The 21,688-nt window shown below is 62.2% G+C and carries 17 protein-coding genes; 6 read left to right on the forward strand and 11 right to left on the reverse strand.

Annotated features, from left to right (window positions below; all coding sequences use genetic code 11):
• Positions 1-37: 37 nt before the first annotated feature.
• On the forward strand, positions 38-889 hold the full coding sequence (locus OH764_RS01695) for an NUDIX hydrolase (RefSeq protein WP_498847803.1): 852 nt from the start codon (positions 38-40) through the stop codon (positions 887-889).
• A gap of 95 nt (positions 890-984) precedes the next feature.
• Entirely contained in the window at positions 985-1,854 is an 870-nt protein-coding gene (gene purU / locus OH764_RS01700; RefSeq protein ID WP_020066956.1) for a formyltetrahydrofolate deformylase, read from the forward strand.
• 112 nt (positions 1,855-1,966) lie between these two features.
• Here the strand turns inward: purU and OH764_RS01705 are convergent, their stop codons facing one another.
• A complete protein-coding gene (locus tag OH764_RS01705; RefSeq protein WP_498847804.1) occupies positions 1,967-3,232 on the reverse strand; it encodes a PepSY-associated TM helix domain-containing protein in 1,266 nt (421 codons plus the stop codon).
• A 380-nt stretch (positions 3,233-3,612) separates the two neighbouring features.
• Between OH764_RS01705 and OH764_RS01710 the strand changes: the two genes are divergently transcribed.
• Positions 3,613-5,736, forward strand: a complete 2,124-nt coding sequence (locus tag OH764_RS01710; protein WP_498847805.1) for a TonB-dependent siderophore receptor — start codon at positions 3,613-3,615, stop codon at positions 5,734-5,736.
• Positions 5,737-5,794: 58 nt separating this feature from the next.
• Here the strand turns inward: OH764_RS01710 and OH764_RS01715 are convergent, their stop codons facing one another.
• On the reverse strand, positions 5,795-6,880 hold the full coding sequence (locus tag OH764_RS01715; RefSeq protein WP_020066953.1) for an AI-2E family transporter: 1,086 nt from the start codon (positions 6,878-6,880) through the stop codon (positions 5,795-5,797).
• Positions 6,881-6,913: 33 nt separating this feature from the next.
• Positions 6,914-9,787, reverse strand: coding sequence for an excinuclease ABC subunit UvrA (gene uvrA, locus OH764_RS01720; RefSeq protein WP_498847806.1), 2,874 nt, complete (start codon positions 9,785-9,787; stop codon positions 6,914-6,916).
• Between the two features lie 383 nt (positions 9,788-10,170).
• Between uvrA and OH764_RS01725 the strand changes: the two genes are divergently transcribed.
• Positions 10,171-11,364 (forward strand): MFS transporter, encoded by a 1,194-nt coding sequence (locus OH764_RS01725; protein WP_498847807.1) that lies wholly within the window; start codon positions 10,171-10,173, stop codon positions 11,362-11,364.
• A 168-nt stretch (positions 11,365-11,532) separates the two neighbouring features.
• Positions 11,533-12,072 carry a single-stranded DNA-binding protein gene (locus OH764_RS01730; RefSeq protein WP_088173164.1) on the forward strand — a complete coding sequence of 180 codons (540 nt, stop codon included), beginning with the start codon at positions 11,533-11,535 and terminating at the stop codon, positions 12,070-12,072.
• Positions 12,073-12,139: 67 nt separating this feature from the next.
• Here the strand turns inward: OH764_RS01730 and OH764_RS01735 are convergent, their stop codons facing one another.
• Entirely contained in the window at positions 12,140-12,940 is an 801-nt protein-coding gene (locus OH764_RS01735) for a bestrophin-like domain (RefSeq protein WP_498847808.1), read from the reverse strand.
• 304 nt (positions 12,941-13,244) lie between these two features.
• Here OH764_RS01735 and OH764_RS01740 point away from each other — a divergent pair, with 304 nt between their 5' ends.
• A complete protein-coding gene (locus tag OH764_RS01740) occupies positions 13,245-14,897 on the forward strand; it encodes a methyl-accepting chemotaxis protein (RefSeq protein ID WP_498847809.1) in 1,653 nt (550 codons plus the stop codon).
• A gap of 172 nt (positions 14,898-15,069) precedes the next feature.
• Here OH764_RS01740 and OH764_RS01745 read toward each other — a convergent pair whose 3' ends face one another.
• From OH764_RS01745 to OH764_RS01775, 7 genes are all read right to left on the reverse strand, one after another.
• Positions 15,070-15,879 (reverse strand): c-type cytochrome, encoded by an 810-nt coding sequence (locus OH764_RS01745; RefSeq protein WP_087754756.1) that lies wholly within the window; start codon positions 15,877-15,879, stop codon positions 15,070-15,072.
• Positions 15,876-17,501, reverse strand: a complete 1,626-nt coding sequence (locus tag OH764_RS01750) for a b(o/a)3-type cytochrome-c oxidase subunit 1 (RefSeq protein ID WP_498847810.1) — start codon at positions 17,499-17,501, stop codon at positions 15,876-15,878. The genes OH764_RS01745 and OH764_RS01750 overlap by 4 nt, the downstream gene beginning before the upstream one ends.
• On the reverse strand, positions 17,488-18,069 hold the full coding sequence (locus OH764_RS01755; protein WP_498847811.1) for a cupredoxin domain-containing protein: 582 nt from the start codon (positions 18,067-18,069) through the stop codon (positions 17,488-17,490). The genes OH764_RS01750 and OH764_RS01755 overlap by 14 nt, the downstream gene beginning before the upstream one ends.
• Positions 18,070-18,071: 2 nt before the next feature.
• On the reverse strand, positions 18,072-18,248 hold the full coding sequence (locus tag OH764_RS01760; RefSeq protein ID WP_020066944.1) for a hypothetical protein: 177 nt from the start codon (positions 18,246-18,248) through the stop codon (positions 18,072-18,074).
• Between the two features lie 30 nt (positions 18,249-18,278).
• The gene (locus tag OH764_RS01765; RefSeq protein WP_498847812.1) at positions 18,279-19,613 is read right to left on the reverse strand and encodes a c-type cytochrome; all 1,335 of its coding nucleotides are present in this window, start codon (positions 19,611-19,613) and stop codon (positions 18,279-18,281) included.
• The gene (locus tag OH764_RS01770) at positions 19,610-20,311 is read right to left on the reverse strand and encodes a c-type cytochrome (protein ID WP_020066942.1); all 702 of its coding nucleotides are present in this window, start codon (positions 20,309-20,311) and stop codon (positions 19,610-19,612) included. Before OH764_RS01770 ends, OH764_RS01765 begins: the two co-directional genes overlap by 4 nt.
• A 452-nt stretch (positions 20,312-20,763) precedes the next feature.
• Positions 20,764-21,651: a LysR family transcriptional regulator gene (locus tag OH764_RS01775; RefSeq protein ID WP_408415995.1), complete on the reverse strand. Its 888-nt coding sequence runs from the start codon at positions 21,649-21,651 to the stop codon at positions 20,764-20,766.
• Positions 21,652-21,688 lie beyond the last annotated feature (37 nt).

The following is a 21,688-nucleotide window of genomic DNA, read 5'->3' on the forward strand; positions in this document are numbered from 1 at the left end:
CTTGCCTCCGCTCGCCGCCGACAGTTTGGAGTTTCGAATGAGTTTGCCTTGCCTTATCGCCGCGCGCCGCTTCGACGTTAGTGCGCATCTGCCGTTCTGCATCGACAGCGACCAGGTCGGCTGGATCCGTTCGAGCGATGTGCGATTACTCGCGCGTTGGCCAGACGTATTCGACATCGACGATGTGCGCGTGAACCTTGCCCCGTCGTTCAACACCGTTGACTTGCGGAGCGCGGCGCTCGGATCGGTGATCGGCGCGCTTGCCGCCGAAGGCCGCATTCCCGGCTGGCGCAACGAGACCTATGCGATCCGCAATGCGTTCGACGCGCCACCGCTCGCCTACATCGAACGTGCGGCGTCGCGCTTTTTCGGCACGCTGACCTACGCGGTGCATCTGAACGGCGTCGTAGAATATGCGGACGGCGGCGCGCCGAAATTGTGGATCGCGCGCCGCAGCGACACGAAGGCGACCGATCCAGGCATGCTCGACAACGTAGTGGCGGGCGGAATCGGTTGGGGTTTCGGCGTCGAGGCGACGATCGTCAAAGAGTGCTGGGAAGAAGCCGGCATTCCGGAAGAAATTGCCGTGCGGGCGGTGGCGGGCCGCACTGCATATGTGCTGCAATCGCTGCCCGAAGGCACCCAGGCCGAACAGATCTTTATCTACGACCTCGCGCTGCCGGCGGACTTCGCGCCGCGCAATCAGGACGGCGAAGTCGGCGAGCACCGGCTTGCGCGCATCGACGAAGTGGCGCGCTGGATCGAGGAAGGCGCAATGACGGTCGACGCGAGTCTTGCCACGCTGGATTGCCTGCTGCGCCGCCGCTGGATCGACGAAGAGGCGTGCGCGGGAATCGAAGCGTTGTTCGCGCCGCCCGCGCTCGCGTAAGCACGTCATCGCGGACCTTGCCAAAGCGCCTTGCGCCGCACACCATACAGCAACACCGAACAAACCACGCATTGAAGAAGGGAGTCACCCAGGTCATGTCGACCGATCACAGCTTTATCCTCAAACTGTCGTGCGCCGATCGGCCCGGCATTGTTCACGCCGTGTCGGGCTTTCTGTTCGAGCGTGGCAGCAATATTCTCGACTCCGCACAGTTCGGCGACAGCCGCACCGGCGAGTTCTTCATGCGCGTGCATTTCCAGCAGGTGGGCGGCGATCCGGGGCTCGAGGCACTGCGCGTGTCCTTCGGGGCGCTCGCCGAGCAGTTCGGCATGAGCTGGGAATTGCACGATGCATCGGTGAAGCCGCGCGTCGTCATCATGGTTTCGAAAATTGGACATTGCCTGAACGACCTGCTGTTCCGCTACCGTACCGGTCAGCTGAACATCGAGATCCCGGCGATCATCTCGAACCACAAGGAGTTTTATCAGCTCGCAGCGAGCTATGACATTCCGTTTCATCATTTCCCGCTGCTGGGCGGCACGCCCGAAGCGAAGGCCGCGCAGGAAGCGCGCGTGCTCGAAGTGATCGACGAGCATCAGGCAGATCTCGTCGTGCTCGCGCGTTACATGCAAATTCTGTCGCCGAAGCTGTGCGAAGCGCTTGCCGGTCGCGCAATCAACATTCATCACTCGTTTCTGCCGAGCTTCAAGGGTGCGAAGCCCTACTACCAGGCGTTCGATCGCGGCGTCAAACTGATCGGCGCAACGGCGCACTACGTGACCACCGATCTGGACGAAGGTCCGATCATCGAGCAGGAAGTGGAGCGCGTGGACCACAGCATGACGCCGGAGCAGTTGACGGCCATCGGCCGCGACGTCGAGTGCGTGACGCTGGCGCGTGCTGTGAAATGGCACGTTGAGCACCGCGTGGTGCTCAACGGCAGCAAGACGGTGGTGTTCCGTTAGAAACCGGTGAGGGCTTGCCGCAGCGGCTCCCCGGGCGCTGCGGTGAACGCTCGCAACGAGCGGCATCCTTTATTGAAGCGCGCTTCGCCTGCCGCTGCACACAGGTACCCGTTCATTCGGGCGCGACGTTTGGCTCAGGACGTGCCGGTGCTCGGCCGTCGTCCCTAGTCACTGGCGCTTTGTGCATCCTTTGCGCGTTCTGCGATGAGCGGCGGCGCGCATTCAGCTTTTTCAGCCAGATCAACAGCCCCGTCGCGCTCAGCACGGCGACCGCGATGCCGACTGCGCTAATCAGGATCCGCCCCCCGAGGCCGAGGATGCGCCCCGAGTGCAGCGGAAACTGCACCTGCATGAAGACGTCTCCCGCTGTGCCTCTACCCGGAATCTGCTGGCCGAGCAACTTGCCGGTTGCCGCGTCCCAATACATCCACGGATTGCCGAGGCCCATGTCGCCGTGATCGTTGCCGGTCTCATAGAAACCGACACCGTACGCATGCAGGAATTCCGCGTAATAGATTCCCCCTGGAGACGCCTGCAGGTGCAGCGTTTTGCCAGCTTCTTGCGCCAGTTGCAAGACGCGCTCGCGGGTGAGCAGGCTGTCGCCGGGTTTCGGCGCGCGAAGAATCTCCGGGTTGTTGATCGGGTCCGGCGTGAGCGTCGAAAACATCGAGACGATGGGGCGCACAACGGGTGACGCGAGGTTCATCGACACCGACGTCACCGCGACGATCATCAGCAGTCCCCAGATCCACACGCCGCCCGAGCGGTGCAAGTCGAACGTGAGCGCGTAACCTCCGCGCCCGAAGCGAAACGCGAACGACTTGCGCCACGTATTGAGGCTCGGAAACGACAGGCACAGCGCGATCGCGCTATCGAACAGCCAGATGATCCCGACGATGCCCATCAGCCAGACGCCCACGTCGATGCCGCCGGTGAACGGCAGATGCAGCGTGTAGTGCAGCTTGTAGATGAACGGAATCAGGTCGATCCTCGCTAGCGAAAACGCGCCCCACTGCCGCTGTCCCTGAATCTTGCCGGTGGCGGGATCGACGGCGATCTGGTTGAAGTCGAGCTTGTACGGCTGCCGCGTGACGGGATCGGTGCGTGGAAGCACCATCATCTGCAGCGTATGACCGGGCTCTGCCGCGAGCGGCAGATACGTCACTTGCAAGCGCGGATCGGCGGCTTCGACGCGTCGCGCGAGTTCCAGGCCGGACAGGGCAGATCCCTCGGTGCGCGCCTTGAAAAACGAAGGATTAAGCGCGGCATCGAGTTCGTGATCCCACGCGATGATCGCGCCGGTCAGTCCCGCGACGAACAGGAACAGCGCAGTGGCGACACCAAACCAGCGATGCAGACGGACGAGCTGGCGCCTCATGGGCGTACCGGAAATGCGAAGCGGAATTGCAAACGACGGATCACAGCGGTAGCAGAGATGTAAATGGGAATTGTTCGCATCTCATGCGAAGAGTCTCATAAGTCGCAAGTTTCTTGAAAGTTCGGCGGTCAGCGTTGGATCAGCTTCCGGGCGGCTCGACTGATCGGCGCGCGCTGCCGTGCCCACTAACGCCGCCAACGCCCCTTCACAGCGTCACTGCGACAAAATGCCGCATCTTCACCCTTACAATTGTCTAAGTTTTTGGGCATTATCCCGTCCCGTACAAATAGTAATGATTCTCATTTGATAGGTGAGATAGAGAAACGGGACCGACAATGAAGAAACACAGCGGGGTAGGACGTTCACGAAAGACTCGCACAATGCACCGGTTGCATTGGGCCGCGTGCCTGGCATTAACAGCAAGTCACGCGGCGCTGGCGCAGCAGGTGCCGAATCCAGTTTCATCTTCGGAAAGTGGTGAAAACGCGTTGCCGACTGTCAAGGTCACGGCGGCACACGACACGGCCCAACATCTGAAAGAGGAGGTCGGCAGCGGCGCACTCGGCACCCGCTCGCAGCTCGATACGCCGTTCTCGACCACCGTCGTCACCAGTGAAGAGTTGCAGGATCGCCAGCCGTCCAAACTCGGCGACGTGTTTGCCACCGACGCCTCCGTATCCGACAACGGCAACGCCTACAACGCGTGGGCCACGTATCTGACCGTGCGCGGCATGCAGCTGGACTGGCAGTCGGGATTCAAGATCGACGGCATGCCGTTCAACAGCTACGGCATCACGATGCCCTACGAGCAACTCGAAAAAGTGGAGCTGCTCAAAGGGTTGACCGGCTTCATGTACGGATTTGGCGCGCCCGGCGGCGTCGTCAACTACGTGACGAAAAAGCCGCCCGTGTCGACGACGCCAATACGCAGCGTCGACGTCGGCTACTACACCGACGGTGTATGGACCGAGCACGCGGACCTTGGCGGTCGCGTGGGTCCGGACGGCATGTTCGGCTATCGCCTGAACGCCACGCACGAGGAAGGCAAAACCTATAACGACGGCAACGTGCGCCGCGATTCGGTTTCAGTCGCACTCGACGCCCGCATCACGCGCGACCTGAAGGCGACCTTCGGCGCGTTATATCAGGAGCGCCATTCGACCGGCATTACGGGCGCGATCTCGACGGCGCAATACACCGGCACCAGCCTGCCGCACACGATAAGCGGCGGTACCGGCGATCTTTCCGGGCCCGACCAGCATCTGAACACCAACCTGCAGCTTTACACCGCCGGCCTGCAGTACAACCTCGGCCCGGACTGGACACTCAACGCAAGTTACAGCTACAGCAAGAGTTCGCGTGACCGCAACGAAAGCACGTACTACCTGCTGAACGGCACGGGCGACTACACCGACAGCCGCTTCGCCGGCAAGGAAGGCCATCAACTGAGCCTGTGGCAGGTGTCGGCGGAAGGCCGCCTGAAGACAGGACCGTTGCAACATCAACTGGTATTGGGCGCCGCCTATCAACGTCAGACGAACGACTACGGTGCGAACAGCTTCTTCGGCCAGATCGGCACGGGCAACATCTACCAGCCGAACACCAACACGTTCGGCGGCGCGTCCAACTACTACACCTACCGCGACAGCGATATCACGCAGAAGGCGCTCTTTGCCAGCGATACGATCGAGTTGACGCCGCGCTGGTCGGTTCTCGGCGGTGTGCGTTACACGAACTACGAGCAGCACGGTTACTCGACGACCGGCGCGACGACCTCGACCTATAGCCAGAACGGCGTTTTGACGCCGACCGTCGCGCTGATGTTCAAGCTCGCGCCGACCACGACGTTGTACACGAGCTATGTCGAGTCGCTCGAGGCGGGGACCGTTGTCGGCGATACGTATGTGAATCGCGGCGAACTGCTCAAACCGTTGCGCAGCAAGCAATACGAAGTGGGCGTCAAAACCGGGCAGGGACGCTGGAGCGCGACGGCTGCCTTGTTCCGCATCGAGCGCGGCTCGGCGTATGCGAATAGCGCGAACGTCTACACACAAGACGGCGAGTCGATCTTCCAGGGTGTCGAGATGGGCGGCGATGTACGTCTCGGCCGCGACTGGAACGTGGGCGGCGACCTGATGTGGATCAACACGAAGTACGAACGCGGCGCGGCCAATAACGGCAACCGCGTGGCGGGCGCGCCGCAGTTTGTGGTTGCCGGCCATGCGACTTACTCGGTGCCGTACGTGCCGGGGCTGCGCATCGGCGCGGACGCGAAGTTCACGGGCAACACCAATGTGCGCCCGTCGGACAATCTGAATGCGCCGGGCTATTTGCTGGTGAATCTGGGCGCGAGCTACGCGACCCGCATTGCCGGCTATGACGTGACGTTCCGCGCGGCGATCGACAATCTGCTCAACCGCCGCTATTGGGAGTACCAATACGCCGATTACGTGACGCCGGGCGATCCTCGCACGCTGTCATTGAACGCGCGCATCGACTTCTGAGTAAAAAAAACGGCACCGCGGTGCCGTTTTTCTTTGCATTCTCCTGCGTGCAACAGATTCAAACCAGCCGGAGATAGATCAACTCGCGCTTGATATACGCGTAGAAAATCGGCGCTGCGACCACGCCGGGCAGACCGAACGCGGCTTCCATGACGAGCATTGCCACGAGCAGTTCCCAGGCGCGCGCCTCGATCTGCCCGCCCACGATCCGCGCGTTCAGGAAGTACTCGAGCTTGTGAATCAGGATCAGAAACGCGAGCGACATGACCGCCGCCGGAAAGCTCACCGACAGCGCCACCGCAACGATGATCGTGTTCGAGATCAGATTGCCGATGACCGGCAGCAAGCCGACGATGAACGTGACCAGTACCAGCGTTTTCGAAAGTGGCAACTGATCGTGAAAGATCGGCAGAAACAGCAGCAGGAAAATGCCGGTGAACACCGCGTTGATCGCAGAAATTTTCACCTGCGCAAACACGATGCGGCGGAAGGCGTCGGCAAAACGGGTCACGCGCGTGACGAACGCGGTGGACAGCGGCAGCCGGTGCATGTGCTGTTGCGCACTCACCGCGATGATCGCGCCAATGATCATGCCGATCAGAATGTGCGTGAACGCGCGCGCCGCGCTCTTGCCGCTTTGCTGCAGCATGTTGGCGTGGGTCTGCATCAGCTCGGCGGCTTTGGTTTTCATCTGCTCGGTGTCGACCGGCAGCGAACTCGCGATGAATTGCGGAATCCGCCCGCGCGCCTGATCGATCAACTGCATGGCCTGGTCGAGCAGCCTCTGCACACTGGGCACATCGTTCTCGAAGTGCTCGATGATGCCGAGCGTGAGGCCCGTGAGCGCGCCCACGATCACGGCCGACAGAAACACCACCGCGAGCCAGCGCGCCCGTTTGCTGGACATATGACGCTCGATGCGCGGCGCGATCGTATGCACCAGCTGAAACACCAGCAGCCCGGCGAGCAGGGCGCCGAGCAGCCGGAGTTCGATCACCGCCCACATGCCGAACAGCATCAGCACGTAACTGCCGATCTCGACTGCCGAGAGCTTCGGCAGGCTCATGTTGCTGGTCAGCCTGACCGGGCGTGGACGTAGGTCCTCAACTTGCCCGTCTTCGCGCGCCTGATTCCGCTTGGCCATGGCTTATCCGTCTCCAACCCGTGTTGTGCAGCGTTACTTTTTACTGGCCGCGCGCTTGAGCAAGGGCGCCAGATATCTACCGGTAAAACTTGCTTTGGACTTCGCGATCTGCTCGGGCGTGCCTTGCGCGATGATCTGGCCACCGCCCGCGCCGCCTTCCGGACCCATGTCGATGACCCAGTCGGCAGTTTTGATTACATCGAGATTATGCTCGATGATCACGACGGTATTACCCTGGTCGCGTAACCGATGAATAACTTCGAGCAGCAGCGCAATGTCATGAAAGTGCAACCCGGTCGTGGGTTCGTCGAGAATGTATAGCGTGCGACCCGTATCGCGCTTGCTCAGTTCCAAAGATAGTTTGACCCGCTGCGCCTCGCCGCCCGACAAGGTGGTCGCGGACTGGCCCAGCCGGATATAGCCGAGGCCCACGTCGAGCAATGTTTTCAGCTTGCGCGCGACGACCGGCACCGGCTTGAAGAACTCATACGCATGCTCGACCGTCATGTCGAGCACCTCGCTGATGTTCTTGCCTTTGTACTGCACGTCCAGTGTTTCGCGGTTGTAGCGCTTGCCATGGCAGACGTCGCACGGCACGTAGACGTCCGGCAAAAAGTGCATCTCGACCTTCAGCACGCCGTCGCCCTGGCAGGACTCGCAACGCCCGCCCTTCACGTTGAACGAGAAACGGCCCGGGTCGTAGCCGCGCTCCTTGGCTGCGGGAACGCCCGCGAACAGTTCGCGGATCGGCGTGAAAAGTCCCGTATAAGTGGCCGGATTCGAGCGCGGCGTGCGGCCGATCGGCGACTGGTCGACGTTGATGACCTTGTCGAAGTGCTCGAGACCCTCGATCGACTCATACGGCGCCGGCTCCGTGGAAGAGCCGTACAGATGATGCGAGACCGCGTGATACAGCGTGTCGTTGATGAGCGTCGACTTGCCCGAGCCCGAAACGCCGGTCACGCACGTAAGCAGGCCGACCGGCAGGTCCAGTGTGACGTGCCGCAGGTTGTTGCCGTGCGCCTCGACGATGCGCAGATGCCGCTCGTCCGGGTCCTTGCGCTCGTCCGGATACTCGATGGTGCGCGCGCCGGACATGTACTGCCCCGTCATGGAGGCGGGGTTGCCCTGCACCTGTTTGGGCGTGCCCTCGGCGATCACCATGCCGCCGTGCTCGCCGGCGCCCGGGCCCATGTCGACCACGTAGTCGGCCATGCGGATCATGTCTTCGTCGTGTTCGACGACGATCACCGAGTTGCCCAGGTCGCGCAGATGCTTGAGCGTGGCGATGAGCCGGTCGTTGTCGCGCTGGTGCAGGCCGATGGACGGCTCGTCCAGCACGTACATCACGCCGGTCAGACCCGAGCCGATCTGCGACGCGAGGCGGATGCGTTGCGCCTCGCCACCCGACAGCGTTTCGGCACTACGTTCCAGCGACAGGTAATCGAGCCCGACGTTGTTCAGGAACATGAGCCGTGCGACGATCTCTTTCACGACCTTGTCGGCGATCTCGCGCTTCGAGCCTTCGAGCCGCAGCGTCTGGAAATAACCGAGCGCGTCGCGCAACGGCCAGCCGCTGATTTCGTAGATGCCGCGCGCGTCGCCGTCCGTGCCGATGCGCACAAAGCGCGCTTCCCGGCGCAACCGCGTACCCGCGCAGGCGGGGCACGGCTGATTGTTCTGATACTTCGCAAGCTCTTCACGCACTGCGGCTGAATCCGTCTCGCGATACCGCCGCTCCAGATTCGGGATGATGCCTTCGAACACATGCTCGCGGACCGACGTGCGGCCGCGCTCGTTAATGTACGAGAACGGAATTTCCTGCTTGCCGGAGCCGAACAGCAGGATTTTGCGGACTTTTTCAGGCAGGTCTTCGACGGCTGTGTCGATGTCGAAGTCGTAGAACGCCGCGAGGCTTTGCAGCATCTGGAAGTAAAACTGGTTGCGCCGGTCCCAGCCCTTCACCGCGCCTGCCGCGAGCGACAGCGACGGATGCGCGACCACCCGCTTCGGATCGAAGAAGGTGATCTGTCCGAGGCCGTCGCATTCCGGACACGCGCCCATCGGATTGTTGAACGAGAAGAGCCGCGGTTCCAGTTCCTGCAGCGAATACGAACAGATCGGGCACGCGAACTTCGAACTGAACAGGTGCTGCTTGTCGGTGTCCATTTCCAGCGCGATCGCGCGGCCGTCGGCGAGACGCAGTGCGGTTTCGAACGATTCTGCAAGGCGCTGCTTCATGTCCGGCCGCACCTTGAGGCGGTCGACCACGACGTCGATAGTATGCTTGTCGTTCTTCTTCAGCTTGGGCAGGGAGTCGACTTCATAGATTTTCGCCGCGCCTTCATTGGCCGTGCCGCCGCCCGAGCGCACGCGGAAGCGGATGAAGCCCTGCGCCTGCATCTCCTCGAACAGTTCGACGTGCTCGCCCTTGCGGTCGGCGACGACCGGCGCGAGGATCATTAGCCTGGTTTCTTCCGGCAGCGCGAGCGCCGCGTCGACCATTTGCGACACGCTTTGCGCTTCGAGCAGGATGTCGTGATTCGGACAGTAAGGCGTGCCGACCCGTGCGAACAATAGCCGCAGGTAGTCGTGAATTTCGGTGACGGTGCCCACGGTGGAGCGCGGATTGTGCGACGTGGCCTTCTGCTCGATCGAGATCGCCGGCGACAGGCCTTCGATCAGATCGACGTCGGGTTTTTCCATCAACTGCAGGAATTGGCGTGCGTAAGCGGACAGGCTTTCGACGTAGCGCCGCTGTCCTTCCGCATACAGCGTGTCGAACGCGAGCGACGATTTTCCCGAGCCGGAAAGACCGGTAATTACGACGAGCTTGTGACGTGGTAGGTCGAGATTGACGTTCTTCAGGTTGTGGGTGCGAGCCCCACGAATACGGATTTGTTCCACGGATTTATTCCATGAACTGCGGAAAGAGGAAGAGGCTAAACCTGCTACTATAACGACTTTTCAAGGCCGCCGTTACGGCTGCCTGACGGCCCGAACAGGCCCGAACAGCGCCTCAGGCAAGCTGTAAGAACGCGGTTCAGCGCTAGCGGGAAAAGGTCTAACTGGGGCCGTTTCCGGCAAGTACAAGGCGCCGCGAAGCGCGCCGCGGCCGCAAAGGCATGAGAGCCGAAGGGTCAGGGGCGCGGTCAGCGCGGAGCGGGAACGCTGCAGGCTGCCCGGTTGGCTCAAGCGGCGGTGCCGCACCGTCTGCAGGCTGTCCTATGGAAAGCCGTCCGGTCGTGGCGCCCCGGTGCGTCACCCAGCTCATTCAAAGAACGCTTCCGATGTCCAATCCGTCTGCCACCTCTTCACGCATGAGCGCGCCTGAACTGCGCGCGACCGTGTCGCTTGCCGCCATCTTCGCGCTGCGCATGCTCGGGCTCTTCATGATCATGCCGGTGTTCTCGATCTACGCGAAGACCATTCCCGGCGGCGAAAACGTGCTGCTCGTCGGCATCGCGCTGGGCGCTTACGGCGTGACGCAGTCGATGCTCTACATTTTCTACGGCTGGGTTTCCGACAAGATCGGCCGCAAACCGGTCATTGCTACGGGCCTGCTGATCTTCGCGCTCGGCAGCTTTGTCGCGGCGGGCGCGCACGACATGACGTGGATTATCGTCGGCCGCGTGATTCAAGGCATGGGCGCGGTGTCGTCCGCGGTGATTGCATTCATCGCCGACCTGACCGCCGAAGAGCATCGCACGAAGGCGATGGCGATGGTCGGCGGCAGCATCGGCATTTCCTTTGCGGTGGCGATTGTCGGCGCGCCGATCGTTTTCCATTGGGTCGGCATGAGCGGTCTTTTCGCGCTGGTGGGCGTCTTCTCGATTCTCGCCGTCGGCGTGGTGCTGTGGGTCGTGCCCGATGCGCCGAAACCCGTGCATGTGCGGGCGCCGTTCGCCGAAGTACTGCACAACGTCGAGCTGCTGCGTTTGAACTTCGGTGTGCTCGTGCTGCACGCCACGCAGACGGCGTTGTTCCTCGTCGTGCCGCGCATTCTCGAAGCCGGCGGCCTGCCGGTCGCGTCGCACTGGAAAGTGTATTTGCCGGTCATGGGCTTGTCGTTCGTGATGATGGTGCCCGCGATCATCGCAGCTGAAAAGCGCGGCAAGATGAAGATCGTACTGCTCTCGGCCATCGCTCTTATCCTGATCGGACAGTTGTTATTGGGCGTGGCTCCGCATACGATTCTGAGTGTGGCGGCCATCCTTTTTGTGTACTTTCTGGGCTTCAACATTCTCGAGGCGTCGCAGCCTTCGCTGGTGTCGAAACTGGCGCCGGGCAACCGCAAAGGCGCGGCAGCCGGCGTGTACAACACCACCCAGTCCATCGGTCTTGCGCTGGGTGGCATGATCGGCGGCTGGTTGCTCAAAGCGGATGGTCAGAGCGCGGTCTTCTTTACTTGCTCGGGGCTCGTCTTTTGCTGGCTTATAATCGCCGCAAAGATGAAACAGCCGCCGCGTAAAGCGTCCTCGTGACACGCGCGGAACACTCGCAGAACATACGCGGCGACTCGGGCGTGTCCCGGCATCACCCAGAACTCACCCGGCGGCGGGCAGAGGCGCACTTCTGATCTCGGGCCGGCTAGGCGTGAGAGGCGAACTGTGTTGCCGGGCCGCCCGAAATGGAATCAACAGGAGAAACTCATGGCATCCGTGAACAAGGTCATTCTCGTCGGCAATCTCGGAGCCGATCCGGAAGTCCGTTATCTTCCGAGCGGCGACGCAGTGGCGAATATCCGCCTTGCAACGACGGATCGGTACAAGGACAAGGCGTCCGGTGAAATGAAGGAAGCGACTGAATGGCACCGCGTGTCGTTCTTCGGCCGCCTCGCCGAGATCGTCTCCGAATACCTGAAGAAGGGCTCGTCGGTCTACCTCGAAGGGCGCATTCGCACCCGTAAGTGGCAGGCACAGGACGGCACCGACCGTTACTCGACGGAAATCGTCGCCGAGCAGATGCAAATGTTGGGCGGTCGTGGCGGCTCCATGGGCGGCGGCGACGAAGGCGGCTACAGCCGTGGCGAGCCGTCGGAGCGCAGCGGCGGCGGTGGCGGCGGCCGCGCTATGTCGGGTGGCGGCTCACGCGGCGGCAGCGGTGGCGGCGCGAGCGGTGGTGGTTCCAGCCGTCCGAGCGCACCGGCCGGCGGCGGCTTTGATGAGATGGATGACGATATTCCCTTCTGATCCGCTCGTAGCGCAAGACCAGCGAAAACCCCGCTTCCTCAGCGGGGTTTTTTCTTTTCAGCAGTCGTTATCGCCTCAAATGCTCCAGCGCATCTCGCATCGGCAAGCTGGAGATCATGATCGGCCCGGTGAGCGGCGTATCAAGATCGACGATTACATAGATCGCCGACGCAATCGACACAGCCCCAAGCGAAATTGTCACGAGCGCCAGCGCATTGCGAGGCGCGATGAGCCCGAAGCTCAGAAATATCACGCAAAGCCAGAACGTCAGCGTCTTGAGGAAGGGCTGCGAGATGGAGCTGTGCGCTTCCTCGATGATCTTCCAGCGCGCGTCCACCACGCGGCGAAACTGCGCCAGGCCATCGTCGAGCGAATGCTGCTGCAGCGGGTCATGCGCGCGCAACTGCCGCAATTGCCGGCCTACCGACGTCAGCAAATCGCCGAGCCGCACGTTTTCCAGCCTCTGCGAGTTGTCCGGCGAGCCGAGGTGGGTGGGGTAGTCGCCGGTAGGAGCCGGTTCATTCGGCCACGTCGATGCAATCGCTGCAGCCGTGTAAACGCGCAAGAGATTGCGCGCGGGTTCGGTGTCGCTGCCGTAATCCCTCAACGTCGTGTCCAGTTCGATGATGTCGGCGGCAAAGGTGCGCAAGTCATTTGACGCCGTGTCGAAGCTGGATTTCGCCGACGCGGTCATCAAGCCGAGCACCAGTGCGGCAAACGTCACCAGCATGCCGATGACCAGTTGCACGAGTTGCACTGTCTCGTGTGCCTTGTGCTCCTCGGGCAGGAGCGGGCGCACCCACACGCCGATGCCGGTGGTCGCGAGCAGGAGAATGAAAACCACGAGAGCCGAGCCAATTTCGGACATAGAAATGCTCCTATGACATTTGCATCGACTTCCAACCGGCTTAGGTAGGACGCCTGAAACTCGGCAGTCCGGCTATCGCCGGCGTGCGGGCGGCTTCGCGCCGCTTGTAATTTGATGTGACGCAAAAGCGTACGCCATCCACCATAAAGTTTTTAGCGATTCAGCCGTAGTCCCTATCTGTGGTATTCGCTTAATTTTTGAAAAAACGGTTGCGGACCATGCCAAATGGGCTGGGCGCAGCATGCATGGCCGACGCAAATTTCACTGAATATTCGGTCAGGCGGCCCAAATGGAGACTAGCCCGATGCTGAAAAATCTGTCGATTCGCAGTTGCCTTACCCTGATGATCGCGTTCTTTGCCGCCGCCCTGCTGCTGGGTGCTGCAGCCGGGCTGCTGTCGCTGCGCTCGAGCAACGCGTCCCTGCAACAGATGTACACCGTGGACACGCCCGCCGTCGCCGATCTCGAAGGCAGCGCCGGCCAACTGTTGCGCCTGCGCCTGGCACTGGCCACTTATGCGTCGCTCGTCGATCTCAACGACCAGGACGGCGCAAATGCGGTGCTGAAGCGTTTCGATCAGTACCAGAAAGCATCGAATGAACGGCTTGCCCACTATGTGAGCCGTGCGAGCGCCGAGGCCGAGGAGCAGCGCCTCATCAAGGATATGCAGGACAAGCGCGACACGTTCCTTCGGGAGGGTGTCGAGCCGGCGTTGGCCGCACTCAAGGCGGGCGACCGGACCGCGTTCCAGCAATTGCAGGCGAAAAAGCTGCCGTCTCTGTACAGTTCGTTCGAAAAGGCGATGCTCGCGCTCGAACAGCTGCAGCTCGACCACGCCGAACAGCGCTATCAGAGCGCACAGGACCTCTTTTACGCGATCTGCGTGACGGTGGCGGTCGGCATCGTCATCTCGCTGCTTGGTTCGCTGCTCGGTCGCGCGGTGCTGGTGCGCGCAATCGTGAGTCCGGTCGATGCCACCATCGCCCAGTTTCAGCGGATCGCCAATGGCGACCTGACCGGGCAGATCGTCGTCACGAGCAGCAACGAAATGGGACGCCTCGCCGCCGCGCTGCGGAAGATGCAGGAGTCGCTGATCGCGACGGTGAATTCGGTCCGTCAGGGCACCGAATCGATCGACAGCGGCGTGAGCGAAATCGCCGCGGGTAATACGGATCTGTCACAACGTACGGAAGAACAGGCGGCGTCGCTTGAAGAAACGGCGGCGAGCATCGAGCAGCTCACGTCGACGGTGAAACAGACCGCGGACAACGCGAAGCAGGCGAGTTCGCTCGCGCAAGGCGCGTCGACGCTCGCCGCTCAGGGCGGCGAATTGACCGAGCAGGTGGTAGGCACAATGCACGAGATCGTCGACGACTCACGGCGCATTGCGGATATTGTCGGCGTGATCGAAGGGATCGCTTTTCAGACGAATATCCTCGCGTTGAACGCGGCAGTCGAGGCGGCGCGCGCCGGCGAGCAGGGCCGCGGCTTTGCGGTCGTCGCGAGTGAGGTGCGTTCGCTGGCCCAGCGAAGCGCCGCCGCCGCGAAGGAAATCAAGGCGTTGATCGAAGCGTCGACTACGCGCGTCGAAAACGGCTCACAACTGGTCGAGCGGTCGGGCTCGACGATGACCGAGATCGTCCAGGCCATTTCGCGGGTCAGTTCGATCATGGGCGAGATCGCCGCGGCGGCGACCGAGCAGAGCACCGGCATTGACCAGGTCAACCTGGCCGTCGCGCAAATGGACGAGGTGACGCAGCAGAACGCCGCGCTGGTCGAACAAGCCGCGGCGGCGGCAAGCTCGCTGGAGGAGCAGGCGAGAAGGCTTACATCCGCCGTGGCAGTGTTCCAGACGGAAGGCGGTTCGTCGTCGCGGGGCCTGGCCGGCTCATGCAACGGTCAGAGCGTTGCAACCACACGTGCAGCGAACAGTGCGGACGAACTGGTGGTCGCTTGATACATTCGGAAGCGGCGTTGCGTTAGGTTCGCGTTGCGTTTAATTTCGCGGCGCGTGCCGTGACGCGGCAGGCGCGCTTCACATCACTGCGGGGCAGTGCTGGTCTCGCGGATCGCGCCGCACGGTCGCGCGTCCCAGCGAACCACAGTGCACCCCGCCCAAATCATTCGCTCTACTGCATGCCCGCGTAGTACTTCGCGACACTGTCAATCTCCGCCGATGTCATCTGCCGGGTGACATTGCGCATCTGCTCGTTGATGTCGTTGCGGCGTGCGCCCGAAGCGAACGCCCGCATCTGCGCCGCTAGGTAAATCGACGACTGGCCGCCAAGCCACGGCGCCGAACCCTTGCGATCGAGCTGCCCGTGACATGCCGCACATGGCGCGATGTTGCGCTGCGGATCGCCCTGCATCGCCAACCGGACGGCGTTCGCATCGGGCGTGCTGCCGGTGGGCGCAACTTCCGCGGCGGGACCGCGTGGCAGCGACGCGTAGTACGCCGCGAGATCGTGCAAATCCTGATCGCTGCGAGCGGCGACGATCGGCTGCATTACCGCGTTCTGCCGCACGCCTTGTTGATAATCGCGCAACTCCTTGTAGACGGCATCCGCATATTGTCCGGCCAGCGCGGGCGCCGTGACCTGCACCGTACCGAGCACGCCGTGACACATCGAGCATTTTTGCGTGGCGAGGGTCGCGCCGCGCCCGATCGAATCGGCGTCGGCCCGCACGCGACGCAGCGGCGGCAAGACGACTACGTCGCTCGGTGCCCGGCCTGCGATGTTGGTGCCGCTGTACCAGCTCGACGGCGCGCCCGCAGCGCTGCAGATCGTCGCCCATAAGCTGCGGTTCGCGAATGCGCTATTCGCCGAAGGCAGCCAGATGAAACCTATCAGCATCGACACGATGGCCAGCGCCAGCGTGCCGGCTACGCTTACCGTGAACCACGGATTGCGCAAGCTGAAGACGCGTTCCTGATTCATCGCTGTGCTCCAATCACCACCGCGGGCACGGACGTCTGCGGCAGCTTGAGCAATTGGACGATGGGCACGCTGTAGTTGACGACGGTCAGGCCGATCATCAACGCGACCCACAAGCCGAAGCTATTGAGCGCCGCGGGCACGCGTTCGACCGGATGCACCGCGCTCGCGAAACGGAAGCCTTGCTGCGGAACCGCCGGCCCGAACTGCGACTTCGCGAGAATGTAGATGAAGAGCACGCCCGATAAGGCGAGAACCACGCCGCCGACCGCCGACATGCTGACCCAGAAAGCCTGCGATTCGAGGCCCGGCATCTTGTAGTCGTAGTAAGCCATGCGGCGCGGCGCACCGAGCAGGCCGACGTAATGCCACGGCAGCGTGACCACCAGCATGCCGATGAACCACAGCCACAGTTGCGTGCGCACGAGCTTCATCGACACGATCGCGCGGCCGGTGAGTTGTGGCCACAGTTCATAAGCAATCGCGAAATACATAATGACGATTGCGCCGCCGAAGATCAGATGGAAGTGTCCGGTCACCCACTGCGTGTTGTGCACGGTGGTATTCAACTGATAGCTCATGTTGATCAGACCGCCTGCGCCGCCGAGCCCCAGCATCACGAACGAAAACGCCACGACGAGCATCATGGGGTTCTGCCAGGGCAATGCGGTGAGCCAGCCGAATGCACCCTTGCCGCCGCGCAGCCTGCCGGCAATTTCCACCGAAGCGCAAATCGTGAACACCGTCAGCAGCGTGGGCACGGACACCATCCCCGTGAACACTGCGTGGAGGAACTTGAAACCCGAGCCGATCTGCGGGTCGGCAAACAGGTGGTGGATGCCGATCGGCATAGCGAAAACGAGGAACAGGATGAACGACACGCGCGCCATCGAATCGCTATAGAGCCGCCCGCCGATGGCTCGCGGCACGAGCGTGTAGTACGCGATATAGGCTGGAATCAGCCAGAAGTAGACGATGGCATGCAAAGTCCACGAGAACAGGACACGCGACAGGCCGGCGTCGATCGTATTCTTGAGACCAAAAGCAACCGGCAAAATCTGAAGCAGGATTTCGAGCGCCGCGCCGACGGCCGTCCATGCCCATAGATAGGCGCCGGCGACATTGGCGAACATCGCGAGCGGCACCGGCTTTCCGGGGTTCGCGCGACGCCATATGGCGAGGTTCACGTGCATCAGCGCGACCCAGATCCACGAGCCGACTACCACTAGCACCACGCCGAGATAATAGAAGGGACTGCCGATCATCGGCGGATAGAACGTGTAGAGCACCGAGGCCTTGCCGAGCGCTACGGGCACCATCGCCATCACCGCGCCAACCGCCAGCATGATGAATGCGGCCCATGCCCACTTCAGGCCCGCGAGGCGCTGCGCGAGCGCCAGCTCGACGATTGCATAGCCAAAGCCCATCGACACCAGGGTCGGCAGCACGTAGGCCATCACTGAACCGTGAGCGGTGACTGAGCGGTAGTACAGCTCGGGGTCGCCGATCCACGGCGCGAGTGGACTGCGCACGAGCATCTGCCAGGCGCCGAGAAACAGCGCGACGATAAACGCGATGAAGGCGAGCCAGAAATGCGCGAGAACGAGTCGCTTAGCGTGAAACACAGCTCAGCCTCCGTGATTGTCGGGCCTGCTCGAAGAAGGCGGCTTTGTCGATCACTTTCACATGCGCCCACATGGCTTGATGGCCAAAGCCGCAGAACTCGTGACAGGGCATGGTGTGATCGCCGGGCGCGTCGAAGCGCGTGCTCAACGTAGCCACGTAGCCGGGCACGACCATCGTGTTGATATTGGTGTTGGTGACGAGCAGACCGTGCACGACGTCCGCGCTGGTGGTCCGGATCGTGACAGGGGTGTCGGCGGGCACGAGCAGACATTGCGGCGTGAACGAGTACTGCTGTGCGATGAATCGCACGACCACGGAGCCGTCGGGCTCGACCGCGCTGCCCAGATTGTCTTCGACGAATTCGCCCGACAGTTGCAGGCGGGACGGGTCGATCGTTTCCACGCGCGATGGCGGCATCATCGCCCAATGGAGCCCCGAGTACACGATCACGGCCAGCATCAGCACGATCAGCGCGCCGACGAAGATCGCCCAGCGGCGCTCGGCGCGCAGCGCGACGGTGTGGCCGCTGCCCGGTTGGTGTTGGGAGTCGGGGGAATGAGTGGACATGATCAGTGCACGACGCCGCGCGGCAGAAACACGAGGAAGTAGAAGCCGAACCAGATCGCCATGACGATCAGCGTGGCCACGCCTGCGACGGCGATCGCACCATGCGGACCCGCGACGACCACGCGTTCTACTTCGTCGTCGGTGGGAGGGAGCGCGGCGCGCGTATCGTTCGCTTCCATCTAGGGCTTCTCCTGTTGCCGGTGCGGCGGCTAGTGCAGCGGCGCGTTGCGCAGTTCGTTGACATCGCGGGCGGTGACCGGCATCCCATGATTGCCCCACGCTGTGCGGATATACGTAATGACGGCGGCCGCGTCGGTGTCGTTCAGTTCCTGCGCAAAAGGCGGCATGCCGTAGGGCTCCGGATTACGCTTCGTGCCAGGCGGGAAGCCGCCGTTCAGCACGATGCGAATGGGATTGACCGCGGAGTTCATTTCGATCGACTGGTTGCCCGCGAGCGGCGGATAGTGCTGCAACTGTCCTTCGCCTTTTGCGCCATGACACAGCGCGCACTTGTCGGCGTAGATCTTTTCACCGAGCGCGAACACGTTGGTGGCGGTCGGCGCTGTCGGCCCGGACTTGCGGCCGGGATTGTCGGGCAACGTCTTCAGGTAGACCGCCATTGCCTTGACGTCTTCGTCGGTCATGTATTGAAGGCTGTGATAAGTGACTTCGGCCATTGGGCCGTACACTGCGCCGCGATCGGAAATGCCCGCTTGCAACAGGTCGACGATGTCCTTGATGCTCCAGTCGCCGAGTCCGCCGTCCTTGTCGGAAGTGAGCGACGGCGCGTACCAGTTCTGCACCGGAATCAGCCCGCCGGCAAACTGCTCGCTTTGTGACGAACCGCCGAGCATGTTGATCTTCGTGTGGCACATCGTGCAGTGCCCGAGCCCTTCCACGAGATACGCACCGCGATTCCATTCGACGGAGCGGGTCGGATCGGGCTTGAATTCGCCTTCGCGGAAGTACAGCGTGCGCCAGCCGTAGAGCAGTTTGCGCTGGTTGTACGGAAAGCGCAGCGTGTGTTTCCGGTTCGCTTCACGCACTGGTTCAATCGACTTCAGATAAGCAAAGATCGCGTTCGAGTCCTCGCGCGTGACCTTGGTGTACTGTGCGATCGGCATGGCGGGATAGAGCAGCTTGCCGTCCGGCGTGATGCCGGTGCGCATCATCCGAAAGAACGCGTCTTCGCTCCAGGTGCCGATGCCGTACTGCGCATCTGGCGTGATGTTCGGCGAATAGAGCGTGCCGAACGGCGTTTCCATCGCGAGGCCGCCGGCGAACAGTCTGCCGCGAGGTGCGGTGTGGCAGGCCACGCAGTCGCCTGCGCGCGCAAGGTATTCACCGCGCTTGACGATGTCCGTGCGGTTGTCGACGGAGGTATTGGCCTTGGCTTCTGTGGTGCTGTCGGCGGCGCGAGCTTCGGCGACAAGCGAGGGCAGTGGCGCGCTGCCGGTCACCAGCGCTGCGGCGGCAACCAGTGGCAGGAGCGGGCTGTGCAACTTACGTGAGAGCACGCGCAGCGAACGAAGTATCGTTTTCATTGCGGTTGGCTCCCGCATGCGAGAGGCAAGCGCTCCGCGGACGCCGGCACGGGCCGCGGGTCGGCCGGACGCGGTTGCCGCGCAAGCCAGGTCGAGACGGCGGTGATGTCCTTGTCGGTCAGCTTCACGGCGATTGAACGCATGCAATCCGGCGCGAGCGCGTGACGTGTGCCGGAGCGCCAGGTTCCCATCTGCCCGGCTATATAGCTCGCATGCAAACCGAGCAGACCGGGAATGCCAGGTTGCTGGCCTGTCATGCGCGCTCCGTGACATGCGATGCACGCGGGAATCTTGCGCGCCGGGTCGCCCTGCATGACGAGTCGCTGACCCGCGGCGAGCACCGCGGGCGCGACGTTCGATTGATCGGCATTCGGATAGGGCGGCTGCAAATCGGCGAAGTACTGGCTGATCTTGCGCAGATAGTCGTCGGGGAGAAACGCGACCAGATAACCCATCGGCGGATAGGTGCGGCCGCCATCGCGAAACGCGGTTAGCTGATTGAACAGATATTCGGCCGGTTTGCCGGCGATGCGCGGGAAGTAATCGTTGTTGAGGCCTTGGCCCTGCACGCCATGACAGGAGGTGCAGGCGCGCACGCGTTCGTCCATGGCCGAGGGCATGGGGCCGGGCGCGCTGGTAGCCGCGAGCGCCGTGCCGTTCCATAAGACGTAAAGCACGAACAGAAGCGCAAATCCCATAGGTCTACGATGCACATCGGGCCTCGCTGGGGAACCTTCTTTTGTCGATCTGCTTCGCCCGCATTGATGGCTGGATTCACTTCCAGCCTGGTTCGCCATGCTCAGCGGGTCTACCTTTTTTCTCTATCGCGACAGCGCAAACTGCAAATGGAAGTGCACTTGTAGTGGATGGCGAAACGTTGGTTCGCCGCTGCGATTCAATGGCTCGTCAAAGAACGCGTTGACACACGTAAGCGCGAAGGACGGCAGCTTTCCCGTGGCTGGATCGGCGCGTTGATGTCCGACTGCATATGGCAGACTGCAGCAATCCATTCGGAGCGTCAATGGCGAAACAATAAGGCTGGCCGACTTCGTCTCTGATCATCATAGGCGGCGTTCAGAACGCTTTCAACACTTCTATTCACGCCGCATGCAAATGGACGTTAGCGCACGAATGTGATGGTCTGATGTAGTCAATTGAAGAGCCTCATCAACGCGGTGCGCGCATTGGTCACACGTTCGCTCTCGCCGATCCGCCCGGGCAGCAAATGAAACTCGACGGCGGGTAATGCGGGTAGGCCAATGCCCGGTGGGCATGCGACCACACCTGCTCCAATCGATGATTCGTTCAGGCACGAGATGCCGAGTCCGGCCTTCAACGCGAGCTGCAATCCGGCTACGCCCGAGGCGGAGTGCGACACGACATAAGGCACCTTGTTTTCGTCGAGCAGCTTGACGACGAAGCGCTGCAACTGACAACTCGACGGCAACAGCACCAGTTGATACGGCGCGACCGGGCGCGGGCTCGCATCTGATGCGCTTGCCCACAGCAATTTCTCGCGCCGCACGACGGTGCTCTGCGCGCTGCTGCGCCCGCTCGACGCGCGAGAGTTGCCCGTGACGAGCCGCAACGAGAGGCCGATGTCGAACGATGCGTCGTCGCCGGCGCTGCTGTCGATCACGGCGCTCGGCAGTACGGTGACATGTAGCTTCAGACGCGGGTGCTGCTCCGAAAACGTCTTGAGGATGCGAGCGATGTCGTGCGGGCGGTAGTAGTCGGTAATCGCGATGCGCAGTTCGCCATCGAGCGAGCGGCCCTGGAGGTCTTCGAACGCTGCTTCGCTCATCGCGATGATGCGCCGCGCATGCTCCAGCAGGCGGCTGCCCGCGGGCGTCGCGCTCACGCCCTGCTTGCTGCGCACGAAGAGCGGCTGGCCCGCACGCTCCTCGAGTTTTTTCAACTGCTCGCTCACCGACGATTGAGACAGGAACACGCGCTCCGCACCCGCTGAAACGCTGCCCGACTCGGCGACGGCGACGAAGGTCCGTAGTTGCGTGAGGTCGAATCCGCGCTGACTCATGTTTCGTTTTACCCGATGGATGACATCTGCATTTCCG

It is taken from the genome of Burkholderia sp. M6-3, assembly GCF_050858985.1.
GTDB lineage: Bacteria > Pseudomonadota > Gammaproteobacteria > Burkholderiales > Burkholderiaceae > Paraburkholderia > Paraburkholderia caledonica.

Bases quoted from the DNA above. Each gene is read 5' to 3' on its own strand.
- OH764_RS01765 (WP_498847812.1), bottom strand. From the start codon at position 19,613: ATGAAAACGATACTTCGTTCGCTGCGCGTGCTCTCACGTAAGTTGCAC.
- OH764_RS01705 (WP_498847804.1), bottom strand. From the start codon at position 3,232: ATGAGGCGCCAGCTCGTCCGTCTGCATCGCTGGTTTGGTGTCGCCACT.
- OH764_RS01775 (WP_408415995.1), bottom strand. From the start codon at position 21,651: ATGAGTCAGCGCGGATTCGACCTCACGCAACTACGGACCTTCGTCGCC.
- OH764_RS01745 (WP_087754756.1), bottom strand. From the start codon at position 15,879: ATGAATCAGGAACGCGTCTTCAGCTTGCGCAATCCGTGGTTCACGGTA.
- OH764_RS01730 (WP_088173164.1), top strand. From the start codon at position 11,533: ATGGCATCCGTGAACAAGGTCATTCTCGTCGGCAATCTCGGAGCCGAT.
- OH764_RS01735 (WP_498847808.1), bottom strand. From the start codon at position 12,940: ATGTCCGAAATTGGCTCGGCTCTCGTGGTTTTCATTCTCCTGCTCGCG.
- OH764_RS01695 (WP_498847803.1), top strand. From the start codon at position 38: ATGAGTTTGCCTTGCCTTATCGCCGCGCGCCGCTTCGACGTTAGTGCG.
- OH764_RS01740 (WP_498847809.1), top strand. From the start codon at position 13,245: ATGCTGAAAAATCTGTCGATTCGCAGTTGCCTTACCCTGATGATCGCG.
- OH764_RS01715 (WP_020066953.1), bottom strand. From the start codon at position 6,880: ATGGCCAAGCGGAATCAGGCGCGCGAAGACGGGCAAGTTGAGGACCTA.
- OH764_RS01710 (WP_498847805.1), top strand. From the start codon at position 3,613: ATGCACCGGTTGCATTGGGCCGCGTGCCTGGCATTAACAGCAAGTCAC.
- OH764_RS01725 (WP_498847807.1), top strand. From the start codon at position 10,171: ATGTCCAATCCGTCTGCCACCTCTTCACGCATGAGCGCGCCTGAACTG.
- OH764_RS01760 (WP_020066944.1), bottom strand. From the start codon at position 18,248: ATGGAAGCGAACGATACGCGCGCCGCGCTCCCTCCCACCGACGACGAA.
- OH764_RS01755 (WP_498847811.1), bottom strand. From the start codon at position 18,069: ATGTCCACTCATTCCCCCGACTCCCAACACCAACCGGGCAGCGGCCAC.
- OH764_RS01770 (WP_020066942.1), bottom strand. From the start codon at position 20,311: ATGGGATTTGCGCTTCTGTTCGTGCTTTACGTCTTATGGAACGGCACG.
- purU (WP_020066956.1), top strand. From the start codon at position 985: ATGTCGACCGATCACAGCTTTATCCTCAAACTGTCGTGCGCCGATCGG.